Origin of the sequence: Nocardia sp. NBC_00881, assembly GCF_045207455.1 — a bacterium.
GTDB lineage: Bacteria > Actinomycetota > Actinomycetes > Mycobacteriales > Mycobacteriaceae > Nocardia.
Map to the genome: position 1 here is coordinate 2,955,950 of NZ_CP108798.1, position 25,576 is coordinate 2,981,525.

General features: G+C 65.4%; 29 protein-coding genes and 2 pseudogenes. 12 read left to right on the plus strand and 19 right to left on the minus strand.

All coding sequences use genetic code 11. The annotated features are described in order from the left end of the window. Nucleotides 1–658: 658 nt before the first annotated feature. Nucleotides 659–1,873: a GNAT family N-acetyltransferase gene (locus OH799_RS11720; protein WP_406279213.1), complete on the plus strand. Its 1,215-nt coding sequence runs from the start codon at nt 659–661 to the stop codon at nt 1,871–1,873. Between the two features lie 199 nt (nt 1,874–2,072). Here OH799_RS11720 and OH799_RS11725 read toward each other — a convergent pair. The 4 genes and pseudogenes from OH799_RS11725 to OH799_RS11740 form a co-directional block, all read right to left on the minus strand. Beyond that, nucleotides 2,073–3,244, minus strand: a protein-coding gene (locus OH799_RS11725) for an IS3 family transposase (RefSeq protein WP_406282006.1) whose coding sequence is annotated in 2 segments (ribosomal slippage) — nt 2,073–2,989 and nt 2,989–3,244 — 1,173 coding nt in all. Because the reading frame shifts where the segments join, the coding sequence is not laid out codon by codon here. 78 nt (nt 3,245–3,322) lie between these two features. Then, nucleotides 3,323–3,484, minus strand: a pseudogene (locus tag OH799_RS11730) (DUF4440 domain-containing protein); the annotation flags it as partial. Nucleotides 3,485–3,593: 109 nt separating this feature from the next. Next, nucleotides 3,594–3,848: a hypothetical protein gene (locus OH799_RS11735; protein WP_406279216.1), complete on the minus strand. Its 255-nt coding sequence runs from the start codon at nt 3,846–3,848 to the stop codon at nt 3,594–3,596. Between the two features lie 341 nt (nt 3,849–4,189). Further along, nucleotides 4,190–5,056 carry a helix-turn-helix transcriptional regulator gene (locus OH799_RS11740; protein ID WP_406279219.1) on the minus strand — a complete coding sequence of 289 codons (867 nt, stop codon included), beginning with the start codon at nt 5,054–5,056 and terminating at the stop codon, nt 4,190–4,192. Between the two features lie 101 nt (nt 5,057–5,157). Here OH799_RS11740 and OH799_RS11745 point away from each other — a divergent pair, with 101 nt between their 5' ends. The 6 genes from OH799_RS11745 (at nt 5,158) to OH799_RS11770 (ending at nt 10,846) form a co-directional block, all read left to right on the plus strand. Then, entirely contained in the window at nt 5,158–6,585 is a 1,428-nt protein-coding gene (locus tag OH799_RS11745) for an MFS transporter (protein ID WP_406279222.1), read from the plus strand. 47 nt (nt 6,586–6,632) lie between these two features. After that, nucleotides 6,633–7,490 (plus strand): aldo/keto reductase, encoded by an 858-nt coding sequence (locus tag OH799_RS11750; RefSeq protein WP_406279225.1) that lies wholly within the window; start codon nt 6,633–6,635, stop codon nt 7,488–7,490. A gap of 58 nt (nt 7,491–7,548) precedes the next feature. Next, nucleotides 7,549–8,220 (plus strand): flavodoxin, encoded by a 672-nt coding sequence (locus OH799_RS11755; RefSeq protein ID WP_406279228.1) that lies wholly within the window; start codon nt 7,549–7,551, stop codon nt 8,218–8,220. An 18-nt stretch (nt 8,221–8,238) separates the two neighbouring features. Next, nucleotides 8,239–9,351 carry an alpha/beta hydrolase gene (locus tag OH799_RS11760; RefSeq protein WP_406279231.1) on the plus strand — a complete coding sequence of 371 codons (1,113 nt, stop codon included), beginning with the start codon at nt 8,239–8,241 and terminating at the stop codon, nt 9,349–9,351. A 116-nt stretch (nt 9,352–9,467) separates the two neighbouring features. Then, entirely contained in the window at nt 9,468–9,725 is a 258-nt protein-coding gene (locus OH799_RS11765; RefSeq protein ID WP_406279234.1) for a hypothetical protein, read from the plus strand. Next, nucleotides 9,722–10,846 carry an aldo/keto reductase gene (locus OH799_RS11770; protein ID WP_406279237.1) on the plus strand — a complete coding sequence of 375 codons (1,125 nt, stop codon included), beginning with the start codon at nt 9,722–9,724 and terminating at the stop codon, nt 10,844–10,846. The genes OH799_RS11765 and OH799_RS11770 overlap by 4 nt, the downstream gene beginning before the upstream one ends. On the opposite strand, the gene OH799_RS11775 is transcribed toward OH799_RS11770, so the two are convergent. The 8 genes and pseudogenes from OH799_RS11775 to purN all read right to left on the minus strand — a co-directional run bounded on the left by OH799_RS11775 (nt 10,795) and on the right by purN (nt 15,528). Then, nucleotides 10,795–11,424, minus strand: coding sequence for an AAA family ATPase (locus OH799_RS11775; protein WP_406279241.1), 630 nt, complete (start codon nt 11,422–11,424; stop codon nt 10,795–10,797). The two genes, OH799_RS11770 and OH799_RS11775, sit on opposite strands and share 52 nt — an antisense overlap. 128 nt (nt 11,425–11,552) lie before the next feature. Then, entirely contained in the window at nt 11,553–11,882 is a 330-nt protein-coding gene (locus OH799_RS11780; RefSeq protein ID WP_406279244.1) for an AAA family ATPase, read from the minus strand. Between the two features lie 62 nt (nt 11,883–11,944). Beyond that, the gene (locus OH799_RS11785) at nt 11,945–12,385 is read right to left on the minus strand and encodes an NUDIX hydrolase (protein WP_406279247.1); all 441 of its coding nucleotides are present in this window, start codon (nt 12,383–12,385) and stop codon (nt 11,945–11,947) included. 97 nt (nt 12,386–12,482) lie between these two features. After that, complete coding sequence (locus OH799_RS11790) at nt 12,483–12,785, minus strand: hypothetical protein (protein ID WP_364779013.1); 303 nt, start codon at nt 12,783–12,785, stop codon at nt 12,483–12,485. Nucleotides 12,786–12,809: 24 nt separating this feature from the next. Further along, on the minus strand, nt 12,810–13,193 hold the full coding sequence (locus OH799_RS11795) for a hypothetical protein (RefSeq protein WP_406282980.1): 384 nt from the start codon (nt 13,191–13,193) through the stop codon (nt 12,810–12,812). A 55-nt stretch (nt 13,194–13,248) separates the two neighbouring features. Continuing rightward, a pseudogene (locus OH799_RS11800) lies at nt 13,249–13,626 on the minus strand (class I SAM-dependent methyltransferase); the annotation flags it as partial. 56 nt (nt 13,627–13,682) lie between these two features. After that, a complete protein-coding gene (locus tag OH799_RS11805; protein WP_406279250.1) occupies nt 13,683–14,828 on the minus strand; it encodes a GNAT family N-acetyltransferase in 1,146 nt (381 codons plus the stop codon). Between the two features lie 85 nt (nt 14,829–14,913). Further along, a complete protein-coding gene (purN, locus tag OH799_RS11810; protein ID WP_406279253.1) occupies nt 14,914–15,528 on the minus strand; it encodes a phosphoribosylglycinamide formyltransferase in 615 nt (204 codons plus the stop codon). 54 nt (nt 15,529–15,582) lie between these two features. Here purN and OH799_RS11815 point away from each other — a divergent pair, with 54 nt between their 5' ends. The 4 genes from OH799_RS11815 (at nt 15,583) to OH799_RS11830 (ending at nt 18,880) form a co-directional block, all read left to right on the plus strand. Further along, nucleotides 15,583–16,104 (plus strand): hypothetical protein, encoded by a 522-nt coding sequence (locus OH799_RS11815; protein WP_406279256.1) that lies wholly within the window; start codon nt 15,583–15,585, stop codon nt 16,102–16,104. A gap of 549 nt (nt 16,105–16,653) precedes the next feature. Continuing rightward, on the plus strand, nt 16,654–17,535 hold the full coding sequence (locus OH799_RS11820) for an HAD family hydrolase (protein WP_406279259.1): 882 nt from the start codon (nt 16,654–16,656) through the stop codon (nt 17,533–17,535). Nucleotides 17,536–17,663: 128 nt separating this feature from the next. Continuing rightward, nucleotides 17,664–18,359 (plus strand): SGNH/GDSL hydrolase family protein, encoded by a 696-nt coding sequence (locus tag OH799_RS11825; RefSeq protein WP_406279262.1) that lies wholly within the window; start codon nt 17,664–17,666, stop codon nt 18,357–18,359. Further along, the gene (locus OH799_RS11830; protein ID WP_406279265.1) at nt 18,356–18,880 is read left to right on the plus strand and encodes a GrpB family protein; all 525 of its coding nucleotides are present in this window, start codon (nt 18,356–18,358) and stop codon (nt 18,878–18,880) included. Before OH799_RS11825 ends, OH799_RS11830 begins: the two co-directional genes overlap by 4 nt. Nucleotides 18,881–19,130: 250 nt before the next feature. Here the strand turns inward: OH799_RS11830 and OH799_RS11835 are convergent, their stop codons facing one another. The 7 genes from OH799_RS11835 to OH799_RS11865 form a co-directional block, all read right to left on the minus strand. Then, on the minus strand, nt 19,131–19,541 hold the full coding sequence (locus OH799_RS11835; protein WP_406279268.1) for an arsenate reductase ArsC: 411 nt from the start codon (nt 19,539–19,541) through the stop codon (nt 19,131–19,133). Nucleotides 19,542–19,578: 37 nt separating this feature from the next. Then, nucleotides 19,579–20,250: an arsenate reductase ArsC gene (locus tag OH799_RS11840; RefSeq protein ID WP_406279271.1), complete on the minus strand. Its 672-nt coding sequence runs from the start codon at nt 20,248–20,250 to the stop codon at nt 19,579–19,581. A 32-nt stretch (nt 20,251–20,282) separates the two neighbouring features. Further along, nucleotides 20,283–20,699: a low molecular weight phosphatase family protein gene (locus OH799_RS11845; RefSeq protein ID WP_406279274.1), complete on the minus strand. Its 417-nt coding sequence runs from the start codon at nt 20,697–20,699 to the stop codon at nt 20,283–20,285. After that, on the minus strand, nt 20,696–21,802 hold the full coding sequence (gene arsB / locus OH799_RS11850; protein WP_406279277.1) for an ACR3 family arsenite efflux transporter: 1,107 nt from the start codon (nt 21,800–21,802) through the stop codon (nt 20,696–20,698). The genes OH799_RS11845 and arsB overlap by 4 nt, the downstream gene beginning before the upstream one ends. Continuing rightward, nucleotides 21,799–22,176 carry an ArsR/SmtB family transcription factor gene (locus OH799_RS11855; RefSeq protein WP_406279280.1) on the minus strand — a complete coding sequence of 126 codons (378 nt, stop codon included), beginning with the start codon at nt 22,174–22,176 and terminating at the stop codon, nt 21,799–21,801. Before OH799_RS11855 ends, arsB begins: the two co-directional genes overlap by 4 nt. Before the next feature lie 84 nt (nt 22,177–22,260). Further along, nucleotides 22,261–23,091, minus strand: a complete 831-nt coding sequence (locus OH799_RS11860) for a TSUP family transporter (RefSeq protein ID WP_406279283.1) — start codon at nt 23,089–23,091, stop codon at nt 22,261–22,263. A 153-nt stretch (nt 23,092–23,244) separates the two neighbouring features. Beyond that, a complete protein-coding gene (locus tag OH799_RS11865; RefSeq protein ID WP_406279286.1) occupies nt 23,245–24,102 on the minus strand; it encodes a helix-turn-helix domain-containing GNAT family N-acetyltransferase in 858 nt (285 codons plus the stop codon). 103 nt (nt 24,103–24,205) lie between these two features. Here OH799_RS11865 and OH799_RS11870 point away from each other — a divergent pair, with 103 nt between their 5' ends. Continuing rightward, nucleotides 24,206–25,573 (plus strand): NAD(P)-binding domain-containing protein, encoded by a 1,368-nt coding sequence (locus OH799_RS11870; RefSeq protein WP_406279288.1) that lies wholly within the window; start codon nt 24,206–24,208, stop codon nt 25,571–25,573. Nucleotides 25,574–25,576 lie beyond the last annotated feature (3 nt).

Consider the following 25,576-nt stretch of genomic DNA (forward strand, 5'->3'; position numbering starts at 1 on the left):
CCCATCAACGGTATTTGAACCCAGCAAGGACGGCACCCGCCGCCGACTCGACGACATCGACGCATCGCAGTGCATACTGCGCATGGTCTCAGGCCCCAACGAACTCGACCTACACCTCACCCACGCGCTGGCAAAGGCGTCACCGACCCATCCTGACCATTCGCCAACGCGGCCGGGTGACGCACACCTTTCGGCACCGCTGACCTGGACAAGCAGCCTGGTTTGCCGCTACTGGCGCAGCTGTACGGCACCTTCTCGAAGGAGCCGCAGCTGTCAGTCAGGCATCTGGACGTTGGCGGGATCGTGCTCTGCCCGCAGCCTGCCCAGCTCGGATGGTGGAGCACACGCCGGCGAACTTCCGGTAGTAGACAGTGCCGGCGAGCGTCGGTTCTACCCACCGTGCCGGCCCAAGCCGTGGAACGGGATTGCCCGACCGCTTGTTCGTCGCCTCCTCCGCCCCGCCGTCACCCACGACACCCGCAATCGCGTACACCCGTCGACTGGGTAGCAATGCGGAACTGTTCGAATACGACGCCGCCGAAGGCTGGCCCGAACTCCACTCTGTGAGTGAACGGAGGACGCCGAGCCGATCACGGCCTCGTACTCAGGACGTGTAATTCGGGTGCGGTGGGACTGCGGTGCGTGTCATGGTCGGTGGATGGTGATCGCATCGGGTGTCACTCTGAGGTCGGCTAGTGAACAGGACACGGCCGCGATCCGGTTGCTGCTTGCGACGTCCTTTGGTGGGACGCCGGAACCTGACCCGGTGATAGTGGAACAGGCCGCGCGGCTGTGGCCGGTCGAGCGTGCCCTCGTGGCGGTCGACGCAGACCGGATCGTCGGGCATACGCGGGAGGCGACAATGACACTGACCGTGCCGGGCGAGCGAACCGTGCAAGCATGCGGGATCGCGGCGGTCGCGGTGGCGCCGACGCATCGGCGGCGGGGAATCCTGCGGGCGATGTACACCGAGCAGCACCAGCGCACAGAGACGGCCGGGTTGCCGCTGACCATCTTCACCGCCAGCCAAGGCAGCATCTACCAGCGGTTCGGGTACGGCCCGACCGTGGTCCAGAACCGGGTGAGCATCGATCGCCGATTCGCCGAATTCCTTCCCACCGCACCGGATCCCGGCGGCGTCCATCTGACACCGCTGGAGGACGCGATCCCATTGCTGCCGCCCATCTACGACCGCTGGCGACGCCTGACACCCGGTGCGCAAGTGCGACCGGACCCCGCGTGGACGATCAACCTCGCCCACCTCGCCGCCGACCGCACCAGCGAAACCACCGGCGTGTTCGCACTCGTCCATCCCGACGGCTACGCCCTCTATCGGTACCACCACCGCGCGTCCGGGATGGAGGCCGAGGTCATCGAGCTGCGCGCGGTGACCACCCACGCGCATGCCGCGCTGTGGCGCACGATGCTGGGCCTGGACCTTGTCCACACCGTGCACGCCACGATCAGCAGCGACGATCCACTCCCCTACCTGCTCACCGATCCCCGACTCGTCCGCACCACCGGACGTTACGACGGGCTGTGGGCACGGCTGATGGACATCCCGGCCGCCTTGTCCGCCCGCACATACCGGCGCGATCTCGATATCGTGCTCGCGGTGACCGACCCGTTCCGCAACGCGGGCGGCAGCTTCGCCCTCCGGGTCCGCGACGGCATCCCCGAATGCGAACCGACCACCCGGACAGCCGATGTCGAACTCGGTATCGATGTCCTCGCCAGCATGTACCTCGGCGCACACCGCGCCCGCGCCCTGTCCGCTGCTCACCGCCTGCAGGCCGAAGACTCCCGGCAACTGCACGCCCTCGACGAAGCCTTCGGCACCGACCGCGACGCTGTCCTGGGCTGGTACTTCTGATCTGGAGGAGTTCCCTGGTGGTAGTACATCCTCCAGCTGGTGGCGGCAAAATCCTTGCGCCACAACGATGATCGAAGTACTTGCCGCCCATCGCGGTTGGTCTGATAGGTCAGGTGCACCAGGCCTGGTGCCAGTAGTACTCCGCGAACGTCGGAGTGAGGGGCCCGGCGGATTCCGGACAGTACCCTGAAGGGCTATTTCATGCTGCTGCCTGCCGATTCAGATAATCGGCATGAACCTGTATCGGGGTCTTGTAGTTGATCCCCGAGTGGATTCGTTTCCGATTGTAGAATGTCTCGATGTATTCTACAACTGCGCGCCGTGCCTGACCGCGGCTGAGGAACGTCATGCGGTGTAGCCACTCATTCTTCAGGGCACCGAAGAACGATTCCGCCATGCAGTTATCCCAGCACACGCCAGTGCGGCCGACGGATTGACGCATGTCCATGCTCCTCAGCTTCTTGCTGAAATCGTAGCTGGTGTAGTTCGAACCACGGTCGCTGTGGAATATCGCACCCGGTGCGATATCGATTCGGGTGGCTACCATGTCGAGCGCGTCCTCGATCAGCGAGGTTCGGTAATGGTCGGCCATGGACCAGCCTGCCACCATTTTCGTGTAACAATCGATCACGGTCGCCAAATAGAGCCAGCCTTCCTGTGTTCGAATATAGGTGACATCGGAGACGAATTTCTCGCCCGGCGCTTCGGCGGTGAAGTCGCGGCGTACGAGGTCCGGGATTCGGTGGTCGATGTCGGCCTCGGTGGTCGCCGGCCGCCACGGTTTCGGCTGGCAGGGCACCAGATCAAGCTCACGCATCAGCCGGCGGACGGTATCGTCGTCCACGGCGTGGCCTGAGGCCACCAGCACCGCATGGATGCGCCGATACCCGTAGGTGCCGTGACTGTCGTCGAAGATTGCCCGGATCATCCGTTTCAGATCTTCACGCCATTTCTCGGTCTCCGAAACCGGACGGGAACACCATTCGTAATACCCCGATCTCGACACATTCAGATTCGTGCACATGAAGGCAACCGGATACGCCTTCTCCGCGTCCATCTCTGCGATGAACGTATATCTCACTGCTGGCGGCTCGCGAAGAAGGCGGCCGCTTTTTCCAAAAACTCGGCCTTCATGCGCAGCTCGCGATTCTCCCGCTCCAACTCCCGCAACCGAGCCCGCTCCGAAACCGTCAACGGTTCCTCCGCGCCCGGATTCCTTTCCCGATACCGAGACACCCAATTTCCCAACGTCGCCTCATGAATTCCGAGATCCCGCGCGATCGACGCGATCGGACGTCCCGGATTCTCCAGCACCATCTTCACTGCCTCGTCCTTATATTCGGGCGAGTACTTTCTCCTCTGATGACCCACGATCCGTTCCCTCTCACTTCGAGTAACCACCCTACGAGGGGTCACTGTCCGGAGGGAACCGGGCACCTCAGAGACCTCGATCCGCTGATTGCCCGCCGAACCCGACATCGTTGGTAACTCCGCGAGCATTTGGTGCCGATCCCATCGTCGACCAGATGCGCCAACCTCCACGAACTCTGGATCCAGCAGCGCTTCGGCAAGTTCGCATGATCGTCGAACGGCCGGGTCAAGTAGCTGCATCTCGGCAGCGATAGCTTCCCGTATTTGTTCGTCGGCGTTGCGTGCAGTTGGCGGAATCTGCGGTTCGTTTATCGGCTTCGCCTCTATTGAGAGTTCGTCACTTGGTCGGTTATGTGGTTCTGTCCAAGTCGACCGGGGTCTGGGTGTCGTGAGGGCTGTTCGTGATGAATCGCGCGATGGCGTCCAGGTCTGGTTGGTATCCGTTGGCGGTGTCGACGGTCAGTTCCGCGACGTCCATCTTCACTGGCACGAAGGAGTCTGCAGTGCGGGTTCCGGCGGCGATCTCGGCGATGAGGTCGGCGTCGTTGTGCGCGCGCCGGTGAGGGTCGCGCTCGGCACGGTGGGTGATGCGGTCGTGGAGCACCTGTTGCGGCGCGATGCAGTGGATGATACGGATTTCGGCGAACTCGCTCAGCTCGAGTAGGTTCGGGCGCCACAGTTCTATCGCCAGTTAGATCTGTTGTGGCTCAACCCCCTTTACTCGTGTCCTTGCAGCTCAGATCCTGTCGGATCGGTGGCAAGTTTGCAACAGTTCCGGAGCCTGTCCGGAGGGCGTTGCTGCGAGTTCCCGGTTGGTTGACAGTGGGTTGAGCTGCGAATTTCCCGCTTGATGTCAGTAGGTTTCTCCGGTGGGTGGTGGGAGGGAGGCTTGGTGTCCGCGACCAGTCCGAGCGGCTGCATCTGAATGCTGCTGTCGGCTGGCGGTCACCGATCCTGGGTTGCGGTGGCGGCGAGGCTGCCGAGCAGTTTCACGCGTTCTTCGGTGGGGGATCCGGGTTCGGTGGTGAATCCGAACATGGTCCAGCCGGGGGTATCGGGGAGTTCCATTGCTTCGTAGGCGAATTCGAGGTCGCCGACCTCGGGGTGGTGGATGCGTTTGATGCCGGTGCGGTGGAAGCGCACGTTGTGGGCCGACCATCGGTGGCGGAAGGCGTCGCTGCGAGTGACGAGTTCGCCGATGAGGTCGGTGAGTCCTTTGTCGAGGGGGTTTTGGGTGGCGTAGGTGCGCAGGGTGGCGACGATGTCGTCGGCGCCGCGTTCCCAGTCGGGGTAGTAGTTGCGTGAGGCGGGGTTGAGGAAGACGAACCGGGCGTTGTTGGCTTCGTTGGCCGGGTCGTCGAGTAGCGGTGAGAGCAGGGCGTGGGCGAGGGGGTTGCCGGCGATGAAGTCCATGCGCCGGTTGCGTACCCAGGTTGGGGTGCCGGTGATTGCGTCGAGGAACCGTTGCAAGGTGGGGCGCACGGCCTGGTCGGTACTGTGTTTGGGTCGCCGGGGCGCCTGTGGCTTGGGTTGGGCGGCGCGGGTCAGGTCGTGGAGGTGCTGGGTTTCGGCTTCGTCGAGTTGCAGGGCGCGGGCGAGGGCGTGGATGACCTCGTCGGAGACGCCGGCGAGGTTGCCGCGTTCCATGCGCGCGTAGTAGTCGACGCTGATCCCGGCGAGCAGGGCGACTTCCTCGCGGCGCAGGCCGGGCACGCGGCGATGCCCGGTCCCGGTGGGTAGTCCGGCTCGAGCGGGGTTGATGCGGGCTCGCCGGGTCCGCAGGAACTCACGCACCTCGCTGGGTTGGTCCATACCGACCACGGTAAACCGCAGGTCGGCCGGGAAGCAGTGACTGCCAGTACACGGAACAGCGGTCACTTCCAGCCATGGTTTCCCAGGCGTGCAATGGGTGCATGACCGACGTGACCCTCACCGACCGCCCCGCCGTCACCGCCCCGGTAGTGGGTGGCGTGCGGGCGCGGCTGGTGCTTGGGATCGTGCTGGTGTCCTATTTCATGATCGTGCTGGACAACTCGATCATCTTCACCGGTCTACCGCAGATCCAGGCCGGGCTGGAGTTGTCGGCGTCGGGGTTGTCGTGGGTGCAGAACGCCTACACTCTGGTCTTCGGCGGCCTGCTGCTGCTGGGTGCCCGCGCCGGAGACCTGCTCGGCCGGCGCCGGGTGTTCATCGCCGGACTGCTGGTGTTCGCGGCGGCTTCGCTGCTGGTCGGTGCCGCCCAGAACGAGGCCTGGATCATCGCGGCTCGCGCCATGCAGGGTGTCGGGGCCGCGGTGGTCGCACCGTCGTCACTGGCCCTGATCTCGGCGACGTTCCCGCCGGGCCCGGAGCGTTCCCGCGCGGTGGCCGCCTACGGCACGACCGCAGGGTTGGGTGCCAGTCTGGGTCTGGTCGCTGGTGGTGCGTTGGCGTCGGTGTGGTCGTGGCGGGCCGGGTTCTTCATCAACGTCCCGATCGGGGCGATGCTGATCGTGGCGGCGTGGCGGTATCTGCCGGATACGCGGCCGCGGCGGGGCCGGTTCGACCTGATCGGGGCGCTGACCTCGACCGTGGGTATGGGCGCACTGGTGTACGGGATCGTCGCCGCCGGTGAGCACGGCTGGACCTCGGCGGCCGGTCTCGTACCGATTGCAGTCGGTGTGCTGGTGTTGGTGGTGTTTGTGGCCGACCAGGCGCGGGCGCTGCAGCCGATCATGCCGTTGCGGTTATTCGCCAGCCGGGAGCGCAGCGGCGCGGCGGCGGCGCGGTTGCTGTTCGCGGGCACGATGATCGCGTTCTTCGTTTTCACCACCCAGTTCCTGCAAGGCGTCTACGGCTGGAACCCCCTGCAAGGTGGTTTGGCGTTCCTACCGATGACGCTGGTCCAGTTCGGTTTCTCCCTGCTCGTGCCACGTCTGACCGCCCGCTACGGCAACGCTGTCCTGCTCACCGCGGGGTTGGGGTTCGTCCTGGCCGGGCTGGCGGGGACGACCCGCCTCGACGCCGCGACCTCGTACTGGGCGGGTGTGGCGGCGCCGATGGTCCTCATCGGTATCGGCCAGGGGCTGGCGTTCGGGCCGCTGACCGCGGCCGGGATCGCCGGTGCCCGCCCCGCCGATGCCGGGGCGGCCTCGGGCTTGGTCAACACCGCCCACCAGTTGGGCAGCACGCTCGGGGTCGCGGTGCTGACCACCGCCTCCGCGGGTGCGGCGACGCTGGCCGGGCGCGTCAGCGACGCCTATCTGGGCGGGGCGGTGATGCTGGCGGTGGCGCTGATCGCCGCGCTGGTGTTGATCATGCCCGCCGAACGCAAGCGCCGGTCCGCGGCGCATTTCGACTGATCCACCCCGATCGAACCCGATTTCTGTCTTCGAAAGGAGCACCATCCGTGCAGACCGTGACTCTCAACAACGGCGTCGAGATGCCGATCCTGGGTTTCGGGGTCTTCCAGATCCCCGACGCCGACACCGAGAAAGTCGTCACCGACGCAATCGCGACCGGCTACCGGCTGCTCGACACCGCCGTCAGCTACGGCAACGAAGAAGCCGTCGGCCACGCGATCGCAGCCTCCGATGTGCCGCGTGAGGAACTGTTCGTCACCACCAAGCTGTGGATCCAGGACTCGCGCGACAGCTCGGCTGAGGATGCGACGAAGCGTTCGTTCGAGGCGTCGCTGCAGCGGCTGGGTCTGGACTACCTCGACCTGTATCTGATCCACCAGCCCTTCGGCGACTACTACGGCGAATGGCGGGCCATGCAGGATCTGCACCGCCAGGGCCTGATCCGCGCGATCGGTGTCGCCAACTTCTACCCCGACCGGCTCGTCGACCTCATCGAGCACAACGAGATCACCCCCGCGGTCAACCAGATCGAAACCCACCCGTTGTTCCAGCGTGCCGACTACCAGGCCCAGATGGCCGAACTCGGTGTGCAGATCCAGTCCTGGGGGCCGTTCGCCGAGGGCCGCAACAACCTGTTCACCGACCCCACGCTCACCGCGATCGCCAACGCGCACGGCAAGTCCGTGGCCCAGGTCGTGTTGCGCTGGCTCACCGAACGCGGTGTCATCGCGATCCCGAAATCGGTACGCCAGGAACGCATGGCCGAGAACTTCGACATCTTCGGCTTCACCCTCACCGACGAGCAGTTGACCGCCATCGCCGGCCTCGATACCGGCGCCTCGCTGTTCTTCGACCACCGCGACCCCGCCATGGTGCGCGCACTCAGCAGCCGCACATACAGCTGACCACCTGGCCGCGCTCGCACCGCGGGTGCGGCCAGGATTTGTTCGAAGGACAAACGCCATGCCCGTTGCACCGATGTTCGGCCGCCGTGCGGTACTCGGCGGCCTGGCCGCGGGTGCGGCCCTGATCCTGACCGGCTGCACCGGCTCCGGCACGGACCCGGTGTCCACGACTGCGGCGAACCCGGTCCGGATGCCTGCCGGGGGTGGGCGGATCCTGATCGCATACTTCTCCCGACCCGGCGAGAACTACTACTACGGCGGTCGTCGCAACCTCGAGGTCGGCAACACCGAGGTCCTGGCCGGGATGCTGGCCGACCGCACCGGCGGCCAGCGATACCGCATCCAACCGGTCGACCCGTATCCGGCCGACTACGACGGAGCGGTGGAACGCAACCGGCGCGAACAAGACCAGGACGCGCTACCCGCAATCTCTGGTGCCCTGCCAGACATGGGCGAGTTCGACACCGTCCTGTTGGGCAGCCCGGTGTGGAACAGCCAAGCCACGCGCATCATGTCCACCTTCATCCAGGCCTTGGACTTCACCGGGAAAACGGTGCTGCCGTTCGTCACCTACGCCGTGTCGGGCATATCCAGCATCGATGACTTCTACCGCCGCAACCTCCCGGGTGCGACCGTCACCGACGGGCTGGCTGTGCGCGGGGAGGAAGTCTCCGAGGCCACTGGCGCGGTCGAGACCTGGCTGCGCACCCACAACCTGCTCACCCCCTGACAGGAGAACACCCACCCCATGCCCACCACGATCGGCGCTCGGACCCGCACCGCCGCATCCGCCCTCGCCCTGGCCACCGCCCTGGCAGTCACCGCCTGCACCATCGATACCGATGATGCCGGGCCGGCGGCGGGGGCGCTGGTGATCGCTGAGCAGGGCAGCTTCGCTGTCGGTGGCACCATGACGACCGCGCCCGGACAGTTCGACCCGGCCCGGCCCGCCGACCCGCAAGGCCAGACCTACCGCGGCGACCACGCCTACACCTACTACCAAGTGCCCCAGAACGCCCGGGACCTGCCGATCGTGATGCTGCACGGCGCCGGCCAGTTCTCCAAGACCTGGGAAACCACCGCCGACGGCCGCGAAGGATTCCAGAACCTGTTCCTGCGCAACAACTACACCACCTACCTGGTCGACCAGCCCCGTCGAGGCGACGCCGGGCGCGCCATGGTCGGCGCCACCATCACCCCGACCCCCGACGAACAGCTGTGGTTCAACCAGTTCCGCCTCGGAACCTGGCCGAACATGTTCCCCGGCGTGCAGTTCTCCCACGACCCCGCCGCGCTGGACCAGTTCTACCGTTCGATGACACCCAACACCGGCCCCTATGACGCCGCCATCATCTCCGATGGCCTCGACGCGCTGTTCGACCGCATCGGCGAAGGAATCCTGTTCACCCACTCCCAGGGCGGCGGACCGGGCTGGCAGACCGCGATCAAGAACCCGAATGTGAAGGGCATCGTCGCGTTCGAATCCGGCAGCGGATTCGTCTTCCCGAAAGGTGAAGCACCACCACCCATCCCGAACGGCTTCGACACCCTGCACCCGGAAACCGCTCCGGCCGACCAGTTCACCGCCCTGACCGAGATCCCGATCGTCATCTACTACGGCGACAACATCCCCGACCAGCCCAGCGCCCAACTCAATCAGGACAGCTGGCGCGCACGCCTGGAGATGGCACGGCTGTGGGCAGATGCGGTCAACCGCCACGGCGGCGACGCCAAGGTCATCCACCTGCCCGAAATCGGCATCACCGGCAACACCCACTTCCCCTTCTCCGACCTGAACAACACCCAGATCGCCGACCACGTCGCCGGATTCCTCGCCGACAAGGGCCTCGACCGCGGCTGACACGCACAACCGGACCGTGAACCGGCCGACCGGCCCCGCGCAGCAACTACTGCTCGACCCCTGAACAGCACACCCGGCGCCACCTGCCAAGACACCAGAACACGAAGGACCCGCCCATGGCCCGCCGACCCACCTCACCGAACTCCGAACCGGCAGACCGAGGACGCCGCAACTTCCTGCTCGGCGCCGCCGCACTGACCACGGCCCCGCTGGTCGCCGGGCCCCTGGCCGCTTGCGACGATGATGCCCGGCCCGCACAATCACGTCCCGTCACCGATCGTGTCGCCACCGCGACCACCGTCACCGGCCGCCGCAGCCTCGCCGGTCTGCAGGTCTGCAGGTCTCAAGCATGGGCCTTGGATGCCAGACCATGACCGGCACCCTCTACGGCCCTGTCACCAGCCGCGAGGACATGATCACCCTCATCCGCACCGCCGCCGAGCAGGGCGTGAGCTTCTTCGACACCGCCGAAGCGTACGGGCCCTTCGAGTCCGAACGCATCGTCGGTGAAGCCCTCGAACCGATCCGCGACCGGGTGGTGATCGCCTCGAAGTTCGGCTGGGACATCGACCCCGTGACCGGGCAACGCTCGGGGGGACCCAACAGCCGCCCCGAACAGATCCGCCGGGCGGTCGACGGGATGCTGACCCGGCTGCGCACCGACCACATCGACCTGCTCTACCAGCACCGCGTCGACCCGCAGGTGCCGATCGAAGACGTCGCCGGCACCGTCAAGGATCTCATCGCCGCGGGCAAGGTCAGCCATTTCGGCCTTTCCGAACCCGGGCCGAAGACGGTGCGCCGCGCTCACACCGTGCAACCGCTCACCGCGATCCAGAACGAGTACTCCATGCTCTGGCGCGGACCCGAGCAGACGATCCTGCCGCTGTGCGTGGAACTGGGCATCGGATTCGTCTGCTGGGCACCGCTGGGCATGGGATTCACCACCGGCACGATCAACCCCTCCACCCGATTCGCGCCCGGCGACTTCCGCGCCGCCGTACCCCGGAACAGTCCCGAGGCGATGACAGCGAACATGACCCTGGTACAGCTCATCCAGGACTGGGCGGTGCGCAAGGGCGCCACGCCCGCGCAGATCTCGCTCGCCTGGCTGATGACACGCCACCCGTGGGTCGTGCCCATCCCCAGCACCACTCGCACGGCACACCTGCTGGAGAACCTCGGCACCGACACAGTCACCTTCAGCACCGAGGAGCTCCGGGAACTCGACACCGAGCTCGACCAGATCACCATCCGTGGCGAGCGGCTCCCCCGGCCGTGTTGGCCCAGGCCGGCGTCGAAGCGCCCGCGGCGTGACCAACCTGCTCACCATCTGCTTCGATATCGACAAGGCCAAATGCGCGCCGAAGCCACACAACCCGCGAGGCTCCGAGCTGAGCCAGAGGTAACGAAATGGGCAAGCGCGCGGGTCGGGACTGTCTGTCACCTCGGCGGGATCGCGAACCGGGCGATCGCTTCGAGATCTGGACAGTAGCCATCGGTGGTATCGACGGTGAGGGCGGGCACATCGAGATCGACCGATTCAAAATGCTCAACCGAATGCCTACCGGCAGTGATCTCTGCGAGGAGGTCCCCGTCGTTGTGCACCCGACGATGAGGGTTGATCTCGACGCGGCGAGTAATCCGGTCGCGGATCACCGATGTCGACGCCGTGCAGTGAATGACCCGGATATCGGCCACCGGAGCAAGCGCTACCAGATTCGGCACCCACAATCGCCGTTGGAAAGCAGCTTCGGCCACCACCGTGACACCGGCCCGCACCAATACGCCGAGGACGTTGAAAAACGCGGTCAGCGTAGGCATGTTCAGCTCATCCCAGTCCCGCCCGTGTGTCAGGCCAGCGGCAAGAACCATGCCCTGTTTGATCTCGTCGCGTATCACCGCAGGAACACCCAGGCGCTGGGCCACTGCGTGCGCAAGAGTGGTCTTGCCACTGCCCGGTGGTCCACTCACCACTATCAGCACTGGCGATGGCGGGGAATTGCTTCCGCTGCCCGACCGTGAGGCGCTTTCCGCCACGATCTCACCCTTCCTCATCGTCGGTGTCCACATCCGGCACCCGATCAAACAGGCCAGCGGACATGGTTTCCTATGCCCGGCTGGTTTCTCGAACCGTGCGTTCTGACGCCCTGACCGGACGTCCCACCTCTCATAGCGGCGGCGTATCGAAGCAGGTCAAATCATTGAACCACAACAGGAAACCGGTTATAGAACCACAGCTTGTCCTGGAACGCGGCCTCGGCGACCGCGCTGACACCGCTGCGGGCGAGCAGGGTCAGCACGTCGAAGAAGATGTGCAGGACGGGGATGTTGAGGTCTTCGTACCCAGTGTTGCTGGTTGGTGCGGCGCCCGCGACCATGCCCTGCTTGATCTCGTCGCGAATGATCGCCGGGACGCCGATGTCGGTGGCAAGCGCGTGAGCCAGGGTCGACTTCCCTGAGCCTGGAGGGCCGGAAACGATGCCGATCACGGGACGCCGACGAGTGTTGACCATGTCGAATTCTGGCACGTCAGGCATCATCGTCGTTCGCGCTCGACGGTGGCCACAGCATTGGACCCCGACCCCCAGGTCTACCGCACGCAGTAGCGTTGAATCTGCGGCCGATGCGCGGTCGGCCCGAGATCAGGGCTGAGCCTGATCCACAGGGCCGTCATCGCCGCCGAAACCGCCGGATGGAACGCCACCTCGGCGGGGTCGCGGTAGGCGAGTTCGGTTGCCGTGTCAGGTTCTTGCAGCGCAGGCTGACCGGCGACGCACTGCGCCCGGTAGAAGTAACCGGTCCAGGAAACGCCGTCGAACTCGTATTCATCGTGATGGACTTCCTCGATCTCCACGATCGTCAGGCCCGTCTCCTCCCGTATCTCTCGGACAGCGGCTGCTGCGGGCATTTCACCTGGCTCGACTTTGCCGCCGGGTAGATTCCAGTACCCGAAGTGGTCACGGACCAGCAAGACCTGACCCACGGGGTTCACGACAAATATTCGGGCGAACGCGATCTGATGCGCACTCACGGCAGAACTCCTTCGTTGATCAGTCGCACGCGCGGCGCGGGTTCAGACGCCGTGGCCAGGGCGGCGGCCAACAGGTCCGGTCCTGGCAGGGTGGCTTTCACTCGGCGGTGATCCAGTGGACCTCATGGATTACGCCGTTCTCGATCAGGTAGCGGTCCATCTCGAGGTCGAAGATCGTCTGCGGATCGTTGCGATCTACTCGGTACTCGCGTGCCTGCACGCGCCCGTCCTCGAGGGTCCGCACGTTGGTGTAGCGGCGGATCCCCAGGGGTGTTTCGAACTCCTGGTACATCTTCCACCCGGCCTCGGCGGTTTCGCCTCGCATCTCGGCTGCTCCGAGCTCGAACAGACGCTGTTTCTCACCCGGCTCGAGATCGTCGAACGGGTCTGTCTCGTCCATGGTCGGATCCCTTCGATCTAATTTCTACTCAGCAGTTCCGCGCGAGCGCTGGGACACGGGGGTGGTTTCGGATTTCAGCGCGATCAGATGGGCGAAGCGGGCCGTTTCGAGGTAGGGGTGTCGGTCGGCGAGCAGGTTCTCCAACCGCAGCAGTTCGCCGAAAAACTGAGGGTCGTGTTTGGCCTCGTCGTCGCTGATCAGATCGCATACCGCGCGCACCCCGTAGCGGACCGGTCGGCCCAGGCCTGCGGTAATCATGTCGGCGGCCAGCTCGGTCGCGGTGATCGTGTCGACCTCGACGTTGTAGGTGAGTGCGGGCCGGGTTGGGGCGTCCAGCAGCCGTATCGCCTCGGCGAGCTCCCCGCGCCGCACGGCGGCGATCAACGGGTCGCTGGCGGGGTTGGGCACGAGCACCGACAGCAAGCCCCCCAGGCGCCAGGACCGACACCATCGCCGCGAGCACTTCGGCCCGGCCGGGCACGTATTGGAGCACGTTGTGCGCCAGGACCACATCGAACGATCCTTCTGCCGCGACGCCGGCCAGGGCCTCGATGTCGGCGAGGCGTGTCTCGAGCAGTTCCGTGCAACCGTTGCTTCCGGCCAGTGTTATGGCCTCGTCGAGCGATGCCTGGGAGGTGTCGACGATCGTGACGTGGTGGCCCAGGGCTGCCAGCTGCAGCGCGTCCAGGCCGTTGCCGCCGCCGACGTCGAGGACCCTCAGCGGCCGGTGCGGTAGGTGGCGAGCGAGGTTGGTCGCGACCTGCTCGTAGCGCAATCGGCCCCACGGGGTCTCCTGGTAGCGACGGAATGCATCCAAGTGCCGATCGAATTCCGAGACCATAAGGCCCTTCCTACGCGAAAGTCGCTGGTGGTGAACAACACGAATCGGCGGGCCCGTCAACGGAGATCGGCAGCGCCGAGCACGTCGATCGTTTCCGACCAGGGCCGGGTGGGGGTGCGGGGATCGTCTCGGCGCAGGGTGGCGATCCAGCCATCGGAGAAGCCGCCGTCAGGGCGCAGGCATAGCCCGCGCACGCGGCCCTCGAATCGGAATCCGTTGCGCCACGCGGTTTTTGCCGAGGCCCAGTTGCCGACAGCGGCCTGCCAAGCCATCAGGTGCTGCCCGTCGTGCTCAAAGGCATGGTCGAGGACCAGGCCCAGCGCGATCGACATGAGGCCGGCACCGCGAAAGGCAGGGTGTAGCCCGTATCCGACTTCGGCGGTGCCGTGGCCCGTGGGCCGGTAATCGATTGTCCCGGCGAACGCGTACTCGCCTTCCTCGCAGCGGGTGGTGATCGCCCAGAATCGCGGCGAAACGGCGCAGGGCTGGGCGCAGCTGCTGCGGGCGAGGTCGAGTAGCTGATGGGCGTGCTCGAGGTTGTAGGGGCGGGGGATGCGGGTGTATTCGAGCATTGCCCAGTCGTGGCACTGCTCGACGATCGCCGGAATGTCCTCGGCTCGGTGACCGCGCAGCACGACCATGCGGTGTGCGTCGGTGAAGATCGGGGCCGCCGCGGGTGTCCTGGCAGTCCAGGATGCGAGCGCGTCGGCGAGTTGGCCGGCGGCCTGCGGTGCGCTGATCGAGGTGGTGTCGATCACGAGATCGGCTGCGGAGGCGAGCCATTCGCGGCGGGCCTCGGCGAAGGCGGGGATGTGCTGTCGACGCCACTCGGCCGCGGCGGGCAGGTCGCGGTCTGCGGTGATGCGCTCGTCCGACGTGTCGGGGTGGACGTCGAGTAGCACGTGGTGCAGCGAATACCCTTGTCCGCGAATGCTGTCGGCGATCTCGCGCCAGTACCGCTGGTTCAGTACGGTCTGGACGATCAGCAGAGGCTGGCCGGTCTCCTCGGCGAGCTCGTGGGCGACGATCGGCACAAGGCGCCGCCATGAGCGAAGATCCTGGAAGTCGGCGATCTCGCACTCGGGGAACTGCGGGGCGAGCATGAATCCGACGTACTCGGGATCGAAGATCCGCCATCGCTGATCTGCGGCGACCAGCGCTTTGGCCAGAGTCGACTTTCCGGAGCCGAAACTGCCGTTCAACTAGACAGCTACGCGCGAGCGCTCGGACAATGCGATACCCCAATGATGTTGGTGACCGGGAGAAACGGGTGTCTACGAGGCACCGTCAGGGCCGAAGGTTGAGGTAGAGACGGTGTCCGGTGGCGATCTGCTGCACGACCAGAGGCAGCAGCGTGTGCTCGGCGGCCAGCACACGGGCAGCGAGTGTGTCGACGGTGTCGTCGGCGAGGACCGGGACCTCGAGTTGGGCGATGACCTCGCCGGTGTCGTATTCGTCTTCGACCAGATGGACAGACGGGCCGCTGACCTTGGCCCCGGCATCGAGAACAGCCTGGTGAACGCGGTCGCCGAACATCTGAGTGCCGCCGAAAAGCGGTAAAAGTGCGGGGTGCACGTTGACGATTCGGTGTGCGAACTCCTTGAGGGTCCGCGGGCCGAGCTTCTTCATATAGCCGGCCGTGACGACCAGTTCGACCGAGTGCTCGACGAACATGGCGCGGACGGCGTCGTCGAGTTGGTCGGGATCGGGATGGGTCTTGCCCGACAGATGGCGGGTCGGAATCTCGTTCTCGCGCGCATGCGCCAGCCCGAGCGAGCCACTGTTGTTGCTGATCACAGCCACTATTTCGAACTGCGCGTCGGTTTGCAGTGATACCCGGTGCAGCGCGCGCAGGTTGGAGCCATTGTGCGAGACCAGGACACCGACGCGGAGCTTGGGCATGGGCCGATAGTCTTCCACAGCCGATTGTCGCCCGGGGTGGTAGCTTGGCCGGGCGTGAACCAGCGAATCGTGATCATCGGTTGCGGCGGCAGCGGCAAAACTCACCTCGCCAACCAGCTCGCCGCCCTCCACGGGCTCCCGCTGACCCACCTCGACGCCGTCTACTACGACCCCGACTGGAACCCGCTCCCGGCCGAAGAATTCCAGGCCATCCAGCAACGCCTCGTCGACGCACCCCGCTGGCTGATCGAGGGCAACTACGCCGGCACCATGGCGATCCGGCTCGCGGCTGCCGACACCGTCATCTTCCTCGACTTACCCGCCCTCACCTGCATCACGGGAGTGCTGCAACGACGCTGGCGCTACCGCGGCGGCCAACACCACGACGGCGTTTACGACCGCATCACTTGGGGATTCCTGCGCTACATCTGGGGCTACCGCGCCCAGATACGCCCCCGCGTGCGCGACCTGATCGCCGAACACGGCAAGCCCGGCGAGCTGGTCACGCTGACCAGCCGCCGCCAAGCCACGCGCTACCTCGCACGCCTGCGCGCGCAAGCCCGCACCACCAGCTGACACCGAAATTCCTACGAACAGGTGTTCGAGCGGGTCGATATGCCCACCGGGGAAAAGCCAGCACCCGGCCTTCACATGATCGGCCAGCAGCACACTGCGCCGCACATCGTCGACCAGCACCGCGTAGGCACACAGATGCAGGTTCGGTGTAGCCGGTCGCGCGGTGCGGAACAGCTCAGCGCCCGAGTCGATCCAGGTCAGGGCCTCGCCGCGATGCCTGCGCTCCGTATCATCCAGCTACCGAATCTACCCTGGCCTCGGAATACAGCTCTCCCACCCCGCTACAGGTGCGGATCGACACCAACAGGTAGGAGTTATGACGGCGCAGCAGGGGCAGGGCAATTGCGTTCTACGCCCGTCATGAGCTTCGTCGTCACACCCCGCAGTCGCCCACACCGACGCACCCGGCCTCAATGATTGTGACGATGGCGCTGCCCCTGCGAGGCGCGGGTCTGGCGCCCTGAGTCGTGGTGGCCTCGCATATGCGGCAATTAGCCCAGGTTGACGAGATTCGGTGAGGCGCAACGGTGTAACTGCTACAACTTAGCGGTGCGGCTTGAATCCTCTCCGGTGTCGGGCTCTGGCCAAGGTTCGGTTCGTCCGGAAACTCCTCTTCTGGTCGCGTTAGACGTCGACGGAACGCTGTGCAACGACGGAAGCCACACTGACCGCGCCGCCCACGCGACCATCACCGTTGCGGTGCGTTCGGCGGTCAGGGCGGTACAGCGGGCCAACTCGTATGTGGTGTTGTGCACGGGGCGGCTCGCTCCCGCCACTCTGCCGTTCTTGCGTGAACTCGATATTCGTGTCGGGTATGCGGTCTGCTCCAACGGTGCGATAGTGGTTGATGCCGCGACCGGCGCGGTAGTCCACCAGTACCTGTTTCCGCTCCCCGCCGTCGTCGCCGACCTTCAGGATCGACTTCCGGGTGCAGTGTTCGTGGCGGAGGATCCGGCTGTTGGCGTGCGAGTCACCGGCCCGGTATCGGACTCGGACACCTTCTTCGGCACGGTTCGGGAGGTCGATGTCGCCGAACTGGCCTTGCAACCCACGACCCGTTTGGCGGCGCACTGGCCGGACCACACCACCGAGGAACTCGTGGCGGCGCTCACGGGGTTCGTGCTTCCCGGATTGAAATGCTGGGTGTACCCGGGAGAGTCATTCCTCGACCTGACCGCGGTCGGAGTCAGCAAGGCGTCGGCATTGGAGTTCTTACGCGCCGAACTCGGTGTTCCCATCGGTCGCACCCTCGCCGTCGGAGACGGCACCAACGACATGGAGATGCTCCGCTGGGCAGGATGGGGGGTAGCGATGGGACAGGCGCCAGCGGTGGTTCAAGCGGCTGCGGATGAGGTGTGCCCGCCGGTGACCGAGGACGGGGTGGCCGCAGTGTTGGCTCACTGGTTCCCGTCTTCAGAGCCCGATCACTGATGGAAACTGAAGGCGTGGGTGAACAGGTCACGCTGGGGTTTTGGGGCACGAGTTTGACGGAGCACCCGGCGGGCGTTAGCTCTCGGCTAGTTGATCAGGCCAACTTGCCGAGGGTTGGGGAATCGGTGATGGTCGAGGGTGTCGAATGCCGAGGTTACGTTCATCGCGTGTCCATTGCGCTGCAAATCAGATTCCCGCACAAGGTATTTCGGATCATGAATCACGGTTCGGGAGGAGCGACGTCCCGTGATGTGCTGGCCTGCGCTCAGCGCACAGGCGACAGGGTCTACGGCGTGGCGGCCTGCGAAGTTGCGACGAATGATGTTCTCCGACAATTTCAGCGGCGCGTCGACGAGGCGGTGGCGATCGAGGAATTCACGGCCAACTACCGGGAGATGTTGCGGTGCCTGAAACGTCGCGCGGCACGGCTGGTGTGCATAGGCGTCCCGCCGATCGGGTGGAGTTCCGACACCGAGGCCGATCTGGATGTCGTAGCAGCCAATCGAGAATTGGTGCGGTACAACGAGTCCGCCGCGGAGTGCGCGGCCAATGCCGGGGCAGTCTTCATCGACGTGTGGCAGGAGTTCGTCAGGGCCGCCGGACTTCTGAGCGGCTGGTCGCTGGAACTGCCCGCTCGGCCGAGCGCGCGCAGCTTGTGGCATGCGGATGGTCTTCATCCGTCACCGGATCTCGGTGTGGAACTGATCGCCTCGTTGGTGGTGGAGGAGCTGGCACGAGGTGGGCCTGAAGGATCGTGTCCTCGCGCCAAGATGCGGGGACCAGGCCACCAACCGCGTATCCCGATGAGAGGGTGGGACATATGAAGATTGTCGATTACGACCCTTCGTGGCCGATCCGTGCGGATCGGCTGTTGGACAACGTACGTGCGGCGATTGGTGATTGGCCCCATTCCGAGGTGTACGTGTTCGACCACATCGGATCAACCGCAGTTCCCGGCTTGGTGGCCAAGCCGATCGTCGATCTGCAAGTGTGTCTGCCCGTGCTACCAACGCTGGCCGAACTCGCCACCGTCCTCGCACCGACAGGGTTCCTGCCCGCCTCCGGCGCGCGGCCGGACTCGCCCGGTGTGTACCGCGACATCCCACGCCGGGACAGCGCAGCGTCACCTGAGCTGTACGACAAGCGCCTGTTCCATTCGCCAGAAGAGCCGGCCATCCTGCACATTCGCAGGCTCGACTCCCCGTTCGCGAAGTTCGTTGTCCTCTTTCGGGATTGGCTGCGGGCGCACCCCGACGAAGCGCGGGACTACGCCGTATACAAGTGCGGGCTGGCCACACAGCACGCCGCAGATCCCGACTACGACGACTACACCCGCTTTATCTAGGGTTGTCAATTACTTGCCCTGGTTGGGCGTTGCTAGTGGTATGAGCCATATAAGTTGTGTCGCCAGCAACTCGCTGGTTGGTAGTTCCTGTGCGGTTTCCATGCTGTCCAGCGGCTCGGAGCGGGAGCTTGGTGTGGATCAGAAACTCGGCGGCGCTGGCCAACGCTTTCCGGCAAGTGCCATGCTGGCCGCGATCCTCTGACCGAATCAAGCAAACTGACGTACCAAGCCTCCGCCCCTGGGCTTTCGGTCAGGCGGGGGTGGGCAGCAGTTCTGCGATGAGGTCCTGGACCCTGGACTTGATCTCATCGCGGATCGGGCGGACTGATTCGACGCCTTTGCCCGCGGGGTCCTCTAGTACCCAATCTCGGTAGCTGACACCGGGAAACACAGGGCAGGTGTCGCCGCAACCCATGGTGATCACGACGTCGGAGGTTTCGACGGCGTCGAAGGTGAGAATCTTCGGCGATTGGTCCGAGATGTCGATGCCGAGTTCGGCCATCGCTTCGACCGCGGCGGGGTTGATTGTGTCGGCGGGCGCGCTGCCCGCGGAGCGGACCTCGATGCCGTCTCCGGCGAGGTGGGTGAGGAATCCCGCGGCCATCTGGGAGCGTCCGGCGTTGTGGACGCAGACGAACAGGACACTGGGCTTGGAAGTCATGGAAGGCAACACCTTTCGGTAGAGGGGGACGGCGGGCTCAGGCGGTTGGGATGTCCAGCTCGGCGAGCAGGTGCCGGACGCGGGTTTCGATTTCTTCGCGGATCGGGCGGATCGCGGTGACGTCGAGGCCTGCGGGGTCTTCGAGCGCCCATTCCTCGTAGCGGCGGCCCGGGTAGAGCGGGCAGGCGTCGCCGCAGCCCATGGTGATGATGACGTCGGCCGCCTGCAGGATTTCTTCGGTCCAGGGTTTGGGGAACTCGGTGGTGATGTCGATGCCGACTTCGCGCATCGCTTCGATGGCGGCGGGGTTGATCTCGTCGCCGGGTTCGGAGCCGCCGGACCAGGCCACGGCGTTGTCTGCGGCGAGGTGGGTGAAGAATCCGAGTGCCATTTGGGAGCGTCCTGCGTTGTGGGTGCACAGGAACAGCACGGTCGGCTTGCCGGTGTGGGCTTTGCCTTCGACCTTGGCCAGGGCGTTGAGACGTTGGCGGGCGAAGCGTTCGGCCAGCAGCGGCAGGAAGTTGAGAACGGTTGCGCGGCCGGCGAATTGGTCGTAGGAGGAAGCCAGGAATCGTTGGATGGTTTCGATACCGAAGGTGCCGTCGAACTCGCGTTGCAGGCGGGTGGCGGCGGTTTTGAGGGCGAGTTGCTGGTCGATGGTGAGATCGTCACGGACGTGCACGGCGTGGGTGACGGGGCTTTCGCTCATGGCGGTTCCGATGCTCGGAGGGCGGCAGGGGTTCAGACAGGTGGTGCGAGTGCGGTGAGTAAGTGCTCGACGCGGGTGGCGATGTCGTCGCGGATCAGGCGCATGCGTTCGATGCCGTCGATGCCACGTTCAGAAGGTTCGTCGGTGTCCCAGTTGATGATTCGCACACCATCGACAGGGTCGACGTGTGCTTCGCGACCGAGGGTGACGACCACATCGACCGTGCGCAGCAGCGCCGGATCGATGGGTTTGGGTGACCCGTCACGGATGTCGACACCCACTTCCAGCAGTGACTGCACCGACAACTCATTGAGGGTGCCGGAGGGTTTCGTTCCCGCGGAGTAGACCTCGACGCGCCCGTTCGCGGCGTGGCGCATGAGCCCGGCGGCCATCTGGGATTTGCCGCCGTTCTTGACGCAGACGAACAGCACAGCAGGTGCGGTGCTCACGACTGCGACACCTCTGCCTCAACCGCAGAGGCGACGGGAGTCGTTTGGAATCGTTTGCGGAGTGCCAGGGAGACGTAGACCAGGCCGACGAGAACTGGGACTTCGATCAGTGGTCCGACGACCCCGGCGAGGGCTTGACCGGAGGTGGCGCCGTAGGTGGCGATCGCGACGGCGATGGCGAGCTCGAAATTGTTGCCCGCAGCGGTGAATGCCAGGGTCGTGGTGCGCTGGTAGCCCAGGCCCGTGACCGCGCCGAGGAGGTAGCCGCCGCCCCACATGATCGCGAAGTAGGCCAGCAGCGGGATCGCGATCCGCACGACATCCACAGGTTGGGAGGTGATCTGCTTACCTTGCAGCGCGAACAGGATCACGATCGTGAACAGCAGCCCGTACAGCGCCCACGGCCCAATTTTCGGCAGCAGCGTGGATTGGTACCAGTCGCGGCCCTTGGCGCGTTCACCGAAACGGCGGGTGAGGAACCCCGCCAGCAGCGGGATGCCCAGGAAGATCAGCACCGATTTCGCGATCTGCCATGGCGAGGTATCGATGGTGGTTTGTTCCAGTCCGAGCCAGCCCGGCAGCACCGAGAGGTAGAACCAGCCGAGCACGGCGAACATGATCACCTGGAACACCGAGTTCAGCGCGACCAGCACGGCGGCGGCTTCGCGGTCTCCGCAGGCGAGGTCGTTCCAGATGATCACCATCGCGATGCAGCGCGCGAGCCCGACGATGATCAGACCGGTCCGGTATTCGGGCAGATCCGGCAGTAGCAGCCACGCCAACGCGAACATCAGCGCGGGACCGAGCACCCAGTTCAATACCAGCGAACCGATCAAAAGCTTGCGATCGCCGGTCACGGTGTCGAGCCGGTCGTAGCGGACCTTCGCCAGCACCGGGTACATCATGATCAACAGCCCGATCGCGATCGGCAGCGAAATACCGTCGATCTCGACCGCGCTCAACGCGTCACCCAGGCCGGGAATCATCCGGCCGAGCAGCAATCCGGCGGCCATCGCGACGCCGATCCACACCGGTAGGAACCGATCCAGGGTCGAGAGTTTGCCGACGACGCCGTGCTCGACGGTCGCTGTTTCCACGCTCACGCGTTCACTCCTGTGATCGTGCCGCTTTCGGCGAGAAGAACATTCGAGAGTTGTTGCAGCGCACCGGGAACAACCCGGTAGTACACCCAGGACGCGCGGCGTTCACTGTCGAGCAGGCCGGCTTCGCGCAGCACCTTCAAATGGTGGGAGATGGTCGGCTGGGTGAGGTCGATGCCCTCGGAGAGATCGCATACGCACGCCTGCTGCCCCGCTCGGCTGGCGATCGCGCTCAACAACCGCAACCGCGCCGGGTCCGACAGTGCCTTGAACACCCCCGCCAGCTCGGTGGCGTTCTGTTCGGACAACGGTTCCCGCACGATCGGGGCGGCCGAGCAGGCTTGCACCGGCGTCACCACCAGCTTCGACTTCGACATACGCCTATATTGATCGATATCTATTCGGTGAGCAAGCAAACGGTGGGTGAACACCGTGTCGGACCGTGTCCGCGGTCGCGCGGGTTATTGGTGTCGCCAGACTTTGAACGCGGATATCAGCAGGAGCGCGACCAGCGCCGGAATGAGGGCGAGGCCGGGTACGACGCCGAGCAGCAGGCCGCCGCCGACCGTGCCGAGGATCGATCCGGCGGCCATCAGGAGCACGAATCGAATGTTGAGGCGAACGACCTGGAAGCTCTGGTCGCGGCTGTAGCGGGCGAAGGCGACGAGCATCGTGGGCAGCGACACCAGCAGCGACAGACTTCCCGCGATCTTGATGTCGAGGCCGAACAGCAACACGATGGCAGGGATCAGCAATTCACCCCCCGCGACGCCCATCAACGCCGCAACGACGCCGATACCGACTCCGGCTATCACAGCAGCGACGATTCGAACGATCGTGGGGAGCTCGAGCCCGCCGAAGTGGCCGAAGTGGCTGGCGGCCAACATGATTGCTATCGCACCGAGCAGAACGGCGAGCACATGGTAGAGCGTGCGCGACTGCATGCGGGTCGCCCAGCCAGCCCCCAGCCACGCACCGATGAGAGTGCCTGTCAGAAGGTTGAGCACAACCGCCCAGTGTGCGGCGACATCACCGAAGGGCAAGGCGAGCAGCCGAGCCGGTAGGGCGGTGAGCACCACGACCAAACTCATCGCCTTGTTGAGAATCACCGCTTGCAACGCCACGAACCCGAACACCCCGATCAGCAACGGAAGCCGGAATTCCGCGCCGCCGAGACCGATCAGTCCGCCGAGCACGCCGATGCCAGCCCCGGCACCGAACACCACCAGCGGCGAACAGGACACGCGGGCCGCGAAATCTGATGGTGCCGAATCTCGGGCCACATCGCTCATCCGCCGGACACTACCCATCCCAGCGTTGCGCCGCGATTGGCCTGAGACCCAGATCCACCCCTATTGCCGTCAGCAGGTTTCGGACTACCCAACAGTTCACCGACAACCGGTGCCGTGCATGGCCGAGTAGTTCCGTCGCAAGCGGCCTTCCGGTCAGCGAACCGGGCTGCGACGTTCGAGGAAGACGGTGTCACGCCAGACGCCATCGCGTTGCGCGATGCGTTCACGCACGCCGATGGTGCGGTAGCCCGCGGAGTGGTGCAGAGCGATGCTTGCGCGGTTTTCCGGGAAGATCGAGGTTTGCAGCGTCCAGAGTCCGGCTTCGTCGGCGGCGATGACCTGCTTGTGCAGCAATGTTTTGCCGACGCCGCGACCACGCATCCCGTCGGCGACGTAGACGGAATTCTCGGCCACGCCCTGGTAGCAGTCGCGACCCGACACTGGACTCAGGGTGGCCCAGCCGACGACGGTGCCGTCGATTTCGGCGACCCACCGGTGATCGGAAAGCCATTGTCGGTCAAGGGATTCCCGGTCCGGGACCTCGGTGGCGAAGGTGGCGTTTCCGGTGGCGATGCCTTCACCGTAGATCCGCAGCACCGCCGCCCAGTCGTCGGCGGTCATCGCCCGCACCGACACGTCGGCGGGTAGATCGGCAGGGCAGCACGGGCGCGGGGTGAGCACGCCCATGACCGCGTCGGCGGCGTGCGGCAGGCCGGTGCAGCACGCCGGGTTGACCATCACCACTGTGGAAGTGCCGTTCTTGTGGACGCTGACGAACCCGACATCGGCGAGCTTGCGGACGTGATGCGACACCGTGGGCTGCCCGATACCGAGCGCCTCGACCAGTTCCCCCACGGTCATGCCCGCCGGACGGGACGCGACCTGATGCAACAGCCGCACCCGCGTCGGGTCGGCTAGGCACGCGAACCACGCCGCGTAGGTGGTCGCGTCGCCGATCGACAACGCATCCACCCGCTCGCTGCGCAGTACCGGCATGTCCAGGTCAGTCACACCCACCACTATATCGACATTCATCGATGGTTGCATTCATCGACAACTGTCGATACAGTTCGGTCAAGTTGATCGATGGGTGTCGATGAAAGGACAGTTGATCATGAGCGAGTTGCCCGTAGTCGTGGTAGGGGCCGGACCGATCGGTTTGGCCGCAGCCGCACAGCTGCGCGAACGTGGCCTGACCCCGCTGGTGTTCGAACGCGGTGAGACTGCTGGTGCGGCGGTCTCGCAGTGGAATCATGTGCGTGTGTTCTCCCGCTGGGCCGAACTGGTCGACCCCGCCGCCCGCCGCCTGCTGGAACCCACTGGGTGGACCGCACCGGATGCGAACACTTACCCGACCGGGCGGGAATGGGCCAACGACTACCTGATCCCGCTGGCGAATGCCCTCGGCGACCGCGTGCAACTGAGCACCGAGGTCGTTGGTGTCGCTCGTCGTGGCCGCGATCGTGTGGTCGACGCCGGACGCGACACCGAGCCCCTGTCGGTGCACATCCGACACGCGGACGGGACCGAAGACCGTTTGCTCGCTCGCGCGGTCATCGACGCATCGGGCACCTGGGGTGTACCGAACCCGCTCGGCGGTGAAGGCCTGCCCGCGCTCGGCGAGACCGCCTCGGCTGCGGTGATCACCTACCGCGTCCCCGACCTCGACGATGAATCGGTGCGTGCCCGCTACGCCGGTCAGCACACCGTCATCGCCGGAAGTGGGCACTCCGCGCTGACCGCGATCATCGCCCTCACTGATCTGGCGAAGACCGCACCGGGCACCCGCATCAGCTGGGTGCTGCGCCGCGGAGAGGTCGGGTCCACCTTCGGCGGCGGCGACGCCGACGAACTGCCCGCACGCGGCGCGCTCGGACTGCGCGCCAAACAAGCCCTCGACAACGGGCTATTGAACGTCGTTACCGGATTCCATACCGCCGCAATCGAACCCGCCGATGCCAGCCATGCACTGGTCTCCGACGCGGGACAACGCATCGAGGGCGTCGACCAGGTCGTGGTGCTGACCGGGTTCCGCCCGGATCTGACGTGGCTGTCGGAGCTCCGCCTCGCCCTGGACCCGGTGTTGCAGGCTCCGGTCGAGTTGGCACCGTTGATCGACCCGAACGTGCACTCGTGCGGGACCGTGTATCCCCATGGTGTGAAGGAACTTTCCCATCCGGAGCCAGGTGTGTTCCTGGCCGGGATGAAAAGCTACGGGCGCGCCCCGACCTTCCTCGCCATGACCGGATACGAACAGGTCCGCAGTATCGCCGCTTCCCTCGCCGGTGATCACGAGTCCGCGGCCCGGGTCGAGTTGACCCTGCCCGACACCGGTGTCTGTGGTGGTGCGGGAGTTTTCGATGATCCCGAAAGTGGCAGCTCCGGGGGGTGCTGCGCGGCTCCGGCGGGCCCGCAGGAGCTGTCGCTGTCCGCGCCGAGCGCGCTGCAAGACCTGACACTGACCGTCCCTTCGACCCGCTGAACC